The 13,205-nt window shown below is 41.9% G+C and carries 9 protein-coding genes; 1 reads left to right on the top strand and 8 read right to left on the bottom strand.

Annotated features, from left to right (window positions below; genetic code table 11):
- Positions 1-210 precede the first annotated feature (210 nt).
- Complete coding sequence (locus ACFPRA_RS00310; RefSeq protein WP_381429283.1) at positions 211-963, top strand: IclR family transcriptional regulator; 753 nt, start codon at positions 211-213, stop codon at positions 961-963.
- A 141-nt stretch (positions 964-1,104) separates the two neighbouring features.
- Here ACFPRA_RS00310 and ACFPRA_RS00305 read toward each other — a convergent pair whose 3' ends face one another.
- The 8 genes from ACFPRA_RS00305 to ACFPRA_RS00270 all read right to left on the bottom strand — a co-directional run bounded on the left by ACFPRA_RS00305 (position 1,105) and on the right by ACFPRA_RS00270 (position 13,024).
- Positions 1,105-2,652, bottom strand: coding sequence for a class I adenylate-forming enzyme family protein (locus ACFPRA_RS00305; protein WP_381429281.1), 1,548 nt, complete (start codon positions 2,650-2,652; stop codon positions 1,105-1,107).
- A gap of 142 nt (positions 2,653-2,794) precedes the next feature.
- Positions 2,795-3,973 carry an acetyl-CoA C-acetyltransferase gene (locus ACFPRA_RS00300; protein ID WP_381429279.1) on the bottom strand — a complete coding sequence of 393 codons (1,179 nt, stop codon included), beginning with the start codon at positions 3,971-3,973 and terminating at the stop codon, positions 2,795-2,797.
- Between the two features lie 33 nt (positions 3,974-4,006).
- Positions 4,007-5,710, bottom strand: a complete 1,704-nt coding sequence (locus ACFPRA_RS00295; RefSeq protein WP_381429277.1) for an acyl-CoA dehydrogenase family protein — start codon at positions 5,708-5,710, stop codon at positions 4,007-4,009.
- 18 nt (positions 5,711-5,728) lie between these two features.
- Positions 5,729-7,279: a class I adenylate-forming enzyme family protein gene (locus ACFPRA_RS00290; RefSeq protein WP_381429275.1), complete on the bottom strand. Its 1,551-nt coding sequence runs from the start codon at positions 7,277-7,279 to the stop codon at positions 5,729-5,731.
- Between the two features lie 329 nt (positions 7,280-7,608).
- Positions 7,609-8,388: an enoyl-CoA hydratase/isomerase family protein gene (locus ACFPRA_RS00285; RefSeq protein WP_381429273.1), complete on the bottom strand. Its 780-nt coding sequence runs from the start codon at positions 8,386-8,388 to the stop codon at positions 7,609-7,611.
- The gene (locus ACFPRA_RS00280) at positions 8,385-9,263 is read right to left on the bottom strand and encodes a 3-hydroxyacyl-CoA dehydrogenase family protein (protein ID WP_381429271.1); all 879 of its coding nucleotides are present in this window, start codon (positions 9,261-9,263) and stop codon (positions 8,385-8,387) included. Before ACFPRA_RS00280 ends, ACFPRA_RS00285 begins: the two co-directional genes overlap by 4 nt.
- 226 nt (positions 9,264-9,489) lie before the next feature.
- Positions 9,490-10,731 (bottom strand): MFS transporter, encoded by a 1,242-nt coding sequence (locus ACFPRA_RS00275; protein ID WP_381429269.1) that lies wholly within the window; start codon positions 10,729-10,731, stop codon positions 9,490-9,492.
- A gap of 19 nt (positions 10,732-10,750) precedes the next feature.
- Positions 10,751-13,024 (bottom strand): sulfatase-like hydrolase/transferase, encoded by a 2,274-nt coding sequence (locus ACFPRA_RS00270; RefSeq protein WP_381429267.1) that lies wholly within the window; start codon positions 13,022-13,024, stop codon positions 10,751-10,753.
- Between the last annotated feature and the right edge of the window lie 181 nt (positions 13,025-13,205).

Genomic DNA, 13,205 nt, shown 5'->3' with positions numbered 1-13,205 from the left:
GAATAAGTATAGTTCATAGTTTTGCTTCCCCTCATTCATTCTTATACAATCAAACCTATTTTTATATTCCACTAATAGTGAATGAGGTTTACTATAAGTGTATTTTACAGTATTCTAATAATTAAAGTCAATACAAAATTATTTGAAATTTTTTAGAGGACTGTTTTTTGCTATACTAATAACTAAGAGAACAGAGGGAGTAGAGACATTATGATAGAAATCAAAAAAAATGGATCCACCATCCAATCGTTACAAATCGGAATCGGGATCATCGATGTTATCGTTAATAACGGAAAACCTATGAAATTCGCAGAAATACAAGAAAAAACGAAAATGACCAAAAGTAATTTGTATAAATACATGAATACATTGACACAACTCGATTTACTCATCCGAGAAAGTTCAACAGGGCTCTATCATCTTGGTCCTAAGCTCATTCAATATGGGACGACTGCGATCGGCAAGCAAGATGTAGTGGAGCAGATAACTCCTTATTTACAAACAATCAGCCAGCAAACGAAGTGTTCTGTATTATTTGCTGTCGGAACTACAAACGGGCCTGTCATCGCTAAGATTTGGAGTCCGGATCAAATTCTCAATATCGGAGCACAAATCGGTACATTACTACCACCCAACTCGTCTTCCGGAAAGATTTTCAACGTATTTTATAACAATCACATCACTGAAAATTGGCGGGTGGCAGCAGAACCTTCCATGACAGATGAAGATAAGGAATTCCATAAAATTAAAGAAGAAAAGATCGCTTTTGCAAAGGAGCCATTGATCACTTCCATCTCTTCCGTATCTCTACCTATCCTGTCATACAGTGAAGAACTTGTCGGAATCATTGCAGTGGTCGGATTCACACCAGACATACCGAGTGCGATCGGTGACGAAACAAGCCAATATTTACTGAAGATGCAACAAACGATATCTAAAACATTTGGGTACACAAATCCATAACAGAAATTTCTAATTTATAGTATTTTCCTAAAAAAAGAGTGTAGACAAAGTTATTTTTGACTTGTCTACACTTTTTTTAAGTACATGCTGTAATTTAGGTATTCTTTTAGTCCGTTGACAAGTAATACTAGACAATTTCTTTTAAGATGTGATGGAAATATTATTGTCGAGTTGTTCCTTCAACTTTAATTTGCTTATTTTCCCTGATGCTGTTATCGGTAATTTGTCTAAAATAATAAATTTATCCGGAACTTTATATTTGACGAACCGCTCTTTCATATACCCCAACAATTCTTCCTCTGTTGTCGTAATATCTTCTTTTAAAACGACGCAAGCACATGTCAGTTCCCCGAATAATTCATCAGGAAGGCCGATGACTGCCGCATCTGCTATTGCAGGATGTTGGTAGAGCGCTTCTTCAAGCTCACGTGGGTAAATGTTATAACCGCCACGAATGATCAATTCTTTTTTTCGTCCGACGATTCTTACATAACCATTTTCATCGATTGTCGCCATATCGCCCGTGTAAAACCAGCCTTCATGATCAATCGCTTTGGCGGTTTCTTCCGGCATTTTATAATAGCCTTTTGTCACACCCGGCCCTTTACAGACCAGTTCCCCAACTACACCGACAGCACATTCTTTCCGATGATCATCTACCACTTTCACCTCTACGCCATGTACTGGACGACCGACCGTTTCCGAACGCAATGTATCATCATCGTCAAATCCGGTCATTGTCAGTGTCGCGGCTGTTTCCGTCGAGCCATAGGCGACAAGAACATTACAATTCATTTTCGATCGGATTTGTTTCACAATTTCCACCGGACACGGCGCCGCAGCCATTTCACCCGTGCGAAGAGAACTCAGATCGTAGCTGTCAAAGTCTGGAGAATTCAGTTCCAAAATAAACATCGTCGGCACACCCGGATGGACAGTCACTTTCTCCGATTCAATGAGCGCAAGCGCATTTTTCACCGAGTATTTCTGCATGATGACCAGTTTCCCGCCACAATAAGTCGCACGAAGAATGAAAGTCACTCCCATAACGTGAAAAAGAGGGTTGGGGATTAAAAACGCATCCTCCTCTGTACATTTCATTCTATTGGAACCTGCCATAGCAGAAAACAACACATTTTCATGCGTCAACATTGCACCTTTCGGACGTCCAGTCGTTCCCGATGTAAACATGATAGCAAATAAATCTTCAGTTGGGGCGATACGGACTTCTTCTGATTTATGTCCGACTAATAATTCAGCATAGTTCATATAATCTGCCGCTTGGAAACGAACAGAAATGATCGTTGATAGCGTTTCAATCTCCTGACGCAATTCAGAATAATAACTTTCCGCATCACAAAAAAGAGCTTTTGCCCCAGCCTGTTGTAAAATATAGGCACTTTCTTCTTTACTGAAAAATGGATTGAGTGGAATTAAGACTGCTCCAACCCGGGAAATGGCAAAAAATGCTGTGACGTATTCACAGGAGTTTGTCAATGCAACTGCTACACGATCCCCGCTTGCCACACCGATCCGTATGAGTCCTTTGGCAAGGTTTGTCACTTCTTGATCCAACTCGCCATATGTCATTCGTCTTGATTCATCATAGATCGCTTCTCGATTTGGTAATCGATTAGCTGTTGCTTTTAATGTATCACTGACATTTGGATTCGTTTTTAAGTTAGCCACATTTCTCCCCCTCGATTGTTGTGATATTTTTCATTCCCTCTAAACTCCTTGCTTCTGAAAAATCAAAAGTGTAAACGAAATAACAGCAAACCTAACGAATGCCCGAAATATTTTTCATAGGCATTCGCTAGGTTAATGAATATTAGTAAAGAGCTTCCCAAATCGCCGCGATGCCTTGTCCCCCACCGATGCAAACCGCAGATGCGCCATATTTTTTGTTCCGTCTTTGTAATTCTTTAATGAGCGTATGCGAGATTCTTGTGCCGCTTGCAGCAAGCGGGTGTCCAAGTGCAACTGCACCACCATTGACGTTTCCGATTTCCAAGTCAAACCCAAGTTCTTGTTGGCAAGCTAGATATTGTGCCGAAAAGGCTTCGTTAATTTCAATCAAGTCCAAATCTTCCACTTGTAGATCTGCTTTTTTCAAAGCGCCTCGAATAGCCGGTACCGGACCGATTCCCATATATTTAGGCTCGACGCCTACGACATCCCATGAGACAAGACGTGCAATCGGTTTTAGGCCATTTCGCTCTGCATATTCCCGAGAGGCGATGACCACTGCTGCAGCACCGTCCACCATCCCACTTGCATTTCCTGGTGTCACAACTCCATTTTCGACAAAGCGCGCAGGGAGTTTTCCGAGCTGTTGCATGGAAGTTTCGCGAATATGCTCATCTTCATCAATAATGATCTCACCTTTTCGTCCCTTGATCGTAACCGGAACAATTTCTTCTTTGAAGTACCCTTTTTCTCTCGCTTCGATGGCACGTGTATGGCTAGCAAGCGCATGTGCATCTACCTCTTCACGTGAAATCTGATACTTTTCCGCGAGATTTTCCGCCGTTTCCGCCATTGTAAAGCCACAGTTTGTATCGAGCAAGCCGTCCCATAACCAGTCTTCAATGACCGGACCACCGAGGGGACTTCCCCATCTCATGCCAGGAATAACATGAGGCACTCGGCTCATACTTTCCGTGCCGCCTGCCAATACGACTTCGGCTTCGCCTGCCAAGATATAACGGGCTCCTGTTAAAATCGCTTCAATTCCTGTTCCGCAAACACGGTTGATCGTTAAACCTGGCGTTTCAAGTCTAGTTCCTGCTTTTAAGCCGACATGCCGCGCCAAAATATGAGCATCTTTACTCGATTGCTGAACGTTTCCGAAGACGACCTGGTCGATGTCTTCAGCGTTAATATTAGATTTACGGATCGCCTCTTTCGCAGCAATTACGCCTAGTTCCGTTGCTGAGATATCACGGAAAGAACCTGAAATCTTTGCAAATGGTGTCCGCGCACCTTCCAATAAAACGATTTCTGTCAATCTATACACCTCTTCTATATAATTTGTTTTCGATTAGACAACATAGCGTTCCGCGGCAATGACCCGGTCTGAAATGCGTCTCTTTGTTTCCACAATGTTTTCGGTACTACTTGAAATCAGGCGGCCAGCAGCGTGTAAGAAAGCTTCGTCATCGCGAAGATAACCGGCCATATTCAACCCTTGGATTGCACATTGTTGTGCAGTTTCGTGGACAACAATTTTTGCACAATCAAGCTTTTGACTACTTTTTTCTTCTCCAGAACGATTGAACGCTTTTTCGGCACGAAGGACAGCGCTTTCACTCCTATAAATCCCAATTGCAAGATCTGCTAGAAAAGCAGCCACTTCTTGTTCTTTGTTTAGATTATCAATTCCAGCTTTCTGAATAGCTTGGATCGTCGCCTCATAATAATCTTTCATCAGTTTAAGAGTCTGTTTTGCTCGCTCTAGCGGACCATTGCCAATCTGATTCAGTTCACTATGTCCACTATACTTCTTCAATAAGGTCGATGCGATAATAATACGATTAATTTCATTAGTCCCTTCGAAAATACGGTTGATCCGTGAATCGCGGTAGATTGTCTCCACTTCGTATTCGGCCATATAGCCATAACCTCCGTGAATTTGCACCGCTTCATCAACGACAAAGTCCAACGCTTCCGTCGACATGACTTTATTGATCGAACATTCGACTGCAAAACGTGCAATCGTTTTGCCGTAATCTTCGCCTGTCTGCTTCATCTCTTCAAAACCATTTTGCATAGCCCCCGCCGTGCGATATACACTGCTTTCATTGGCATATGTGCGGATTGTCATATCGGCAATTTTCTGCTTGATCAAGTTGAAGTCAGAAAGCGAATTGCCGAATTGCTTCCGCTCATTGGCATACTTCACTGCCAGCTCAATCGAACGTTTGGAAGAACCAAGTGCTGTCGATGCCATTTTATATCGACCAATATTCAAGACATTAAAGGCGATAATATGTCCGCGGCCGATTTCGCCGATTACGTTTTTAGCAGGCACTTTCACATTGTCTAAAATAAGTGAGCGTGTGGAAGAACCTTTCAGTCCCATTTTCTTCTCTTCAGGACTGGTCGATAGTCCTTCATAACCTTTTTCAACAATAAAAGCAGTTATTTGAGTGCCATCCACTTTCGCATAGACGATAAAAACATCTGCAAAAGCTGAGTTTGTTATCCATTGCTTCTCGCCGTTTAACACATAATACTTACCGTCATCCGTCAGTTTTGCGGAAGTTTTCAGGCCCATTGCATCCGTTCCTGCAGATGGTTCTGTCAATGCATAGGCTGCAATTTTTTCACCTGTTAGCAATTTAGGTAAATAGCGTTCTTTTTGCTCTTTATTTCCAAAATAGGCGATTGGTAGCGCACCTATGCCGGTTTGCCCGCCAAATGTGATCGAAAAGGAACGGCCATACGCCATCTTTTCAGAAATAATGGCACCGCTTACTTTTCCAAGATCCATTCCACCGTCTTCCTCCGGAATATCTGCGCCAATCAGTCCAAGATCACCCGCTTCTTTAATAAGACGGATCGTTTCAGTAAATTCCTGATTTTCGATTTTTTCCAGTGACAGCATCACTTCATTCATAACAAATTTCTCTGCCAAATCCGCTATCATTTCATGTTCATCAGAAAAATCTTCCGGTGTAAAGATCTCTTCGGCCTCGATGTTTCCAGTTAGAAAATGTTTTACCTCTTTCCCTTTAACTACCATCTCTTTCTTTCACTCCTTTTAGTGCGATACAGGGCTATTGATGGTTGACATAAGCTCTTCCCGCAACTTCACCTTTTGTATTTTGCCGCTAGCCGTGGAGGGAAACTCTTCTGTAAAAATGATTTTACCCGGTACTTTATAAGTGGCGATCTGTTCTTTCAAATAGTTTTTCAGTTCTTCTTCCGAAGTGGATTGGCCATTCTTCAATTGAATGACTGCACAGACAACTTCCCCTAATACGTCATCAGGAAGGCCGATAACTGCCGAATTCGACACAGCAGGATGTTTTGTCAATACCGCCTCAATCTCTTGCGGGTAGATATTGTAGCCACCGCGTATAATCATCTCTTTCGCGCGTCCCACAAAGTATAAATAGCCTTCATCATCCAGTATCCCGAGATCTCCTGTATAGAACCAGCCTTCATCGTCAACTACCCGGGCTGTCTCTTCAGGCATCTTATAGTAGCCTTTCATCGTTCCGAAACTATGTATCGCAATTTCTCCTGTTTGTCCTGCCGGCAGTTCACTCCGATTTTCATCGACAATTTTCAACCGTACGCCCGGTATTGCTTTTCCAAGTGAACGGATGATTTTTTGCTCATCATCATCGTAAGGAGTCATGGTTACAGTACAAGTCTCGGTTATTCCAAAAGATTGACATAGATTCATTCCAAGACGATCACGCACTTCTTTCACTTTGTTCGGCGGTATTGGGGATGCCCCGACCATTCCAGCACGTAAAGTGGATAAATCGAAGTGATCAAAATCTTCCACTTCCAACTCTTTCAAAAACATTGTCGGCACACCTTGCTGAATCGTCACCCGTTCCTGTTCAATCAATACAAGCATTTCCCTCGGATGATATTTTTCCTTGATGACCATACGTGCCCCGACCGTTAGCCCTGTAAATAGATTACATGCCATGCCAAAAATATGAAAAAGAGGTGCAGCAATTAGAAATACATCTTGCTCTGTGCAGCGCAATTCTTTAGCAAGCGTATTGGCCGACTGGATCACGCCTCTATGCGTAATCATAACGCCTTTTGGTGTGCCCGTCGTACCCGATGTATAGAGCAAGCAGTACACGTCTTCATCTACATCTAGCACCGCTTCGTCTGCCTCTGAAAGTCTTTCGTTTAACAAATCTGCATAGGAAGTTGTTCCTTGTTGCTCAAAGCGAACCGTTATGATTAGAGGTTGATCCTCTTCAAGAATACGTCCATCGAACTTTTCTGTAACGAAAAGGGCTTTCGGTTCCGCATGATGTAAAATATATTGAACTTCATGTGCTTTATAACTCGGATTAAACGGCACAAGAATCGCACCGATTTTCGCCACAGCGAAAAAAATGACGGTTGTTTCATACCAGTTCGGCAATGCAACTGCAATCCGGTCCCCTTTTTTAAAACCTTGTTCGATGAAGGAAGCTGCTAGTTGATCAACGTCTTTTTTTAATTGACGATACGAAACGCGTTGTGTCAAATCGTAAATAGCCTCTTTGTTATGATGGATTGATTCTGCAAGACAAAGAAGTTCATAAACTGTCATTCGATTTTTATCTTTTGTCATATTCAATTTCCTCCTGCTTGAAGCGAGAATCACCATTTCAATCTGTCAACTGAATTCAAATACGCTCGTTTGTTAATCAATCATGCCTCGGCGTGATTGCGTCCAGATTTCGAATCGAGCTTGCTCGATTAACTCCTTTCAAAATCTGTGACATCCGCCGGAGGCTTTATCTTCGTTCAGCGGATGTTTGAACACCCACCGAACAGTAAACCAAAAAGCATTCATCTCGCCACCTATGGAGGTGGGAGTTTTCTGCTGAATGAAGATAAAAAAATGAAGTACCCTGATGGGCTGTGCATCTGGATACTTCATTGCTGTCGATTCTACAGTTAACGCCCAGCGTAAACCGGTTTTCTCTTTTCAACAAACGCATTCAATCCTTCTTTTCGATCTTCCGTCGAAAAGGCGTTGCCAAAACAAGCGCTTTCAATGATTAAACCTGATTCGATATCCGTATTGCTTCCTGTATTCACCGCAAGTTTCAACATTTGGAGAGCGACCGGTGGCTTGCTCGCAAGTTTCTTTGCCCATTCTTTCGCAGTTGACAATACTTCATCCACAGGTACAACTTCATTGACGATATGCAATTCAAGCGCTTTAGCCGCATCGAACATCTCACCGAAGTAAAGGAGTTCTTTAGCAACACCTTGTCCAACGATCTTTTGTAAACGCTGTGTGCCGCCGCCACCTGGAATGATACCAAGACCTACTTCAGGGAATGCAAATTTCGCTTTTTCAGAACTGATGCGTAAATCACAGGCTAACGCAAGTTCAAATCCGCCACCTAATGCCATACCGTTCAATGCTGCAATGACCGGCTTCGTAGCATTTTCAATTTGTGAAAAAACAGCTCTGGATACTTTGTTCATCTTATTGATGCCGACAAGATCCAATCCGGCCATTTCGTTAATATCCGCGCCTGCAACGAACGCTTTTTCTCCGCTACCTGTCAGAATAACCGCCCGTACTTCATCATTGTCATCCAACTTCGCAAATACCTCGGATAATTCTTTAAATACTTGTGTATTCAACGGATTGACAGGTGGTCGATTAATCGTTACTGTAGCTACATTTTCTTCAATATCTAATAATAAGTATTCATATGTCATTGTTTCACGAGCTCCTTTTTTTGTTCATAGTCGTAAAATCCAGCGCCCGCTTTCTTTCCAAAGCGACCTGCTCTCATCATTTGCTTCATGAGCAATGGTGGTGCAAAACGTGCATCGTTGAATTCATTTTGGAAATATTCCATAACGTAATAGCCGATATCCACACCCGCATAGTCTTGCAATTCAAATGGCCCCATCGGGTAGTTCAAACCGAATTTAACGGCTTTGTCGATATCTTCTGCCGAGGCGACCCCTTCTTCCAGAAGACGGATCGCTTCGATAAATTGCGGAATCATAATGCGGTTAACAATAAACCCAGGTGTATCTTTTTTCACTTCAACGACTTCTTTTTTCAATTGAGTAGAAAGCGCTTTCAACATTTCTACAGTTTCGTCACTTGTTTCATAGCCACGTACGACTTCCACAAGCTTCATGAGCTGTGCCGGGTTGAAAAAGTGCATACCCGCTACACGGTCAGGACGTTTTGTTGCTGCAGCGATTTCAGTAATGGACATAGACGATGTATTCGTTGCTAGAATGACATCTTCTCTGACAATGTTATCAAGTTGAGCGAAAACTTCTTTCTTTAAGTCCATATCTTCAATAACCGCTTCAATGACTACATCGGCATCTTTTAAGTCTTCGAGATTTGTCGTCGTTTGAATACGAGCCAGTGTTTCTTGTTTTTGCTCTTCCGTCATTTTCCCACGCTCAACACTTTTGGCCATGAACTGATCAAGTCGTGCAAGAGCTCCTTCTAAAAAGCGATCTTCAATATCTCTTAAAACTACATTAAATCCATTCAATGCTGCAAGGTTTGCAATTCCAGCGCCCATCGAGCCTGCGCCAACTACACCAATCGTTTGAATTGTCATTGTTCATCTCTCCAATCAAAGTTTCTGTATTTTCATTATAAACGGTCTTTTCTTGAAATCACACCTACAATGTGTAGGAATGAAACATTAATTTTTAGTCAAATAATACAGGCTATACACAAAAAGAAGAGAGGTGACTTAAAAGAACACTTTTAAGTCACCTCCAATTTTCTGGAAAGATATCAATAAAACAATATCCTTTATATACAATTCAATTTCAACTAGGTTATTCCATTGCTATTTCTGCATTCTGCGGACTGACTTTTCGATCCTTCTTCGTGATTGATAATGCCGCGATTGTCGATAAAATGCCACATGCGACTAAAAAGAAGAATGCAGTATCGTACGAACCCGTCGCACTAATAATGAATCCCATTACAATCGGAGCAATGAATCCTGCCGCTTGGGCTCCTGTATTTACCATACCCATGCCAGTTCCAATCGCTTCTTTCGGTAACAATTGATGTGGTAACGAAAAGGCAACTGAAAATACAAAACTCTTGAAGATGAAAACTAAATTCCAGTAAATCACAACCGCAACCATGGAGTCAGAAATAATCATTAAGTACAAAAATACAGTTGTTAACAACATTCCGCCTGCAGCATAGTACTTTTCCGTATTTATAAAATATTTATTCAATAGGATACCACTCAAGATGGTAGCAAAACCGCCTAGTAGGGCGGGTACTGAAGCAATCAATCCTACCGAAAGAATATCTAAATTACGGGTTTCCACTAAATAGATGGGCATCCATGAACTGAAACCCCAGTTAATGATTCCTGCTGCAAACCACATGACCACAATTTTCCATATACCAGAATTGTTCAACAGGTTCTTCAACGGCACTTTGTTTGTTTCTTTCTTTTTCACTTCAATTTTTTCCGTTTGGGCTGCAGGCCGGTAAAAAAACCAAAATGCAGCAACCAATAAAAAGCCGACCACTCCAATTGCAACAAACATATGTCTCCAACCCAACCAGACGATTAAAGGCGCAGCAATCAACGGACCTAGCGCTGCTCCAAAAAAATTGGATGACATCATCGTAGACGAGGCTTTTGACCTTTCATTTTTCGGAAAAAATTCAGATATACCTTTCTGACTGGCTGAGGGATAGAACCCTTCCCCAATTCCGAACAAAATACGAATGATTACTAGGGAAGCTAACGACCAGGCCAAACCGGAAAAGATTGTAAATAACGACCAAAAAGCGATGGCGAAAATTACAAGTTTTCGGGATCCGATTTTATCAGCCAACCAGCCTCCCGGTATTTGCATACATGCATACGAAATAAAAAAACTACTTAATATGATACCCACCATTGAGGGATCTAAGTTAAATTCCTCCTTGATCGGAATTACCGCAATATTCATGACCATCCGATCCAGGAAACTCAAAAGCCATCCAACAAACAATAGTGCTAATGCAACATATTTCTTTTTACCTTTTGTTAAGTCAGAAATCCTCATCCAATCCTACTCTCCAATACTATTCTGTCATCAATTCTTGCAAAACACCTGCCTCAATGTCTTCCTTGTAGCCATCTACTGTGTAGATTACTTGATCCAACTGCCCTTTAAATGGAAACGGCGCCGTGTACAATGGGCTGATCGGGTTTCTTTCATTTTGTCCAATGTAAAATAATGCCCGTGAAAAGCCAAGTGCAGATGCGTGAAGGATCTTCCCCTCACCAATTTGTTCATGATTGACAAACATTTTGCCAACGCCTTCTTCTTCACCTGTTTTATCAAACGTAAAGCACACGGTAAGAGCGCCTGTTGGAAGCTCCTGCTCCGATTTGACGACAAATTCCTCAACATTGGAGAAATTGTAATAGAAATAGAGATGGTTATTTTTCACAAAAAATGTATACCCGCCTGATTGATCACCATGTGCTGCGATGACACCATCATCATCTGTAGAAGTACGCTCTATTTTAGCTTCGATTTGGAATGATCGGTTTCTTAAGTCTGGCGCTTGAAGCCCATTGTGAATTGCTGGTGCCGCATAGAAAACCCGCTCAACTGGTCCGTCAATCTGTTTTCCCCGTTTCGCAATCAATTTTAGTCTTTGACCGAGGGTTCGACCATCCAAAGGGAAGATATCGTATTTTTCCGCCTCCGACCACCAATCCTCAATCAGTTCCTTTAATTTTCCTGGATAAAGCTTAGCAAGGTCATTAAATTCTGAGAAATCATTATTTGCATCATATAGTTCCCATTGATCTTCATCAAAAGAAGTATTTTCTACGTGACGTGCGACTGCCTTCCAACCATCTTTCCAAATTGCACGATTTCCTGCTATTTCATAATGTTGCACTTTCTTACGGGTAGGTTCCTCTCCGTCAGCCAGCGTATACAGAAGACTTGTCCCGTATACAGGTTTTTGCGGTACACCTTTATAGACCTCAGGCATTTCCGTATTAATTAACTCCAGCACCGTCGGCATAATATCAGTGACAAAATGGTACTGTGTACGAATTGCCCCATTATCCTTTATTTTTTCAGGGTAATGAATGATGAGTGGACACCTAATCCCGCCCGCATGTGTATACGTTTTGTACCATTTTAATGGTGTGTTTCCGACTTGAGCCCAACCGGACGGATAGTGGCTATTCGCGTTCGGCCCGCCCAGTTCATCAATACGCGCCAACTTGCTTTCAAATGTTTCCGGCACTGCGTTATAGGATGGCGTCCACGTATTGACCATACCTCCTTCACCGCCCATTCCACAGGCGCCATTGTCAGATAATAAAACAATGAGCGTATTATCCAATTGTCTCAGGTCCTTCAAACATTGGATGAAACGACCGATGTGATGATCGGTATGTTCGAGAAAGCCTGCAAACACTTCCTGCATTCTCGCATACAATCTCTTTTCATCCTCATGAAGCGTGTCCCAAGCTTTGACATCTGGATTTCTCTCGGGCAGTTTTGCATCCACTGGAATAATTCCCAGCTCTTTTTGCCTTAAAAACCACTCTTCTCTTGCAACATCCCATCCCTTATCGTATTTCCCTTTGTATTTCTCAATGAATTCCTTTGGTGCTTGATGAGGCGCATGCGGTGCCGCATAAGATAAATAACAGAAAAAAGGCTTCTGAGGTGCTTCTGACTTCTGTAATCGGATATAGTCAATTGCCTTATCCGTTAAATCTTCAGTTAAATGATAGCCTTCTTCCGGACTTTTCGGTTGTGAAACACGACGGTTCCCTTCTACTAAATCGGGATGGAACTGATCCGTCGCTCCCCTTAAATAGCCGTAAAATTGTTCAAAACCTCGCCCAAGTGGCCAACCATCAAATGGACCAATCTGCGTCTGTTCTTTTGCTGGTGCCAGATGCCATTTACCGACAGCAAACGTGTTGTACCCTTCTTCAAGAAGCACTTCACTGAGCATTGCGGTATCTTTTCTTACCTTCCCTCGACAATTCGGAAACCCGCTATCCAATTCCGTGACAAATGATACACCTGTCGAATGAGGATTGCGCCCCGTCAATAAGGACGCTCTCGTAGGTGAACACATAGCTGACGTATGGAAATTCGTATAACGGAGTCCATTTTTCGCCAATTCATCCATATGCGGTGTGGAAATATCCGAACCATAGCAACCTAATTGCGAAAAGCCTAAATCGTCTAATACAATATAGACAATGTTTGGATTTTGTTTGTCTGTCGTTTCTTCTTCAGGCCACCATGGGGTCGAGACATCAACCGTTTTTCCGATTTCACCTTTAAATGGTATTTCTTGATCTTTAAACATTTTATCAATCCTTTCAGAATATAATTTTTTTATCCCAATTAACTAAAATCACCAAATATGATATATATCTTCAGATTTAATACCTAGAATATTTCGTCGATTTCACAAAAAGAAATTATGCGAATAAAAGGGAATTCACATCAGATACTGCCGTAAAAAATGATAGATTCTATTGATAATG

The sequence above is a fragment of the Sporosarcina soli genome (genome assembly GCF_042655805.1).
Lineage (GTDB): Bacteria > Bacillota > Bacilli > Bacillales_A > Planococcaceae > Sporosarcina > Sporosarcina soli.
This window is presented reverse-complemented; position numbering and strand designations above follow the sequence as displayed.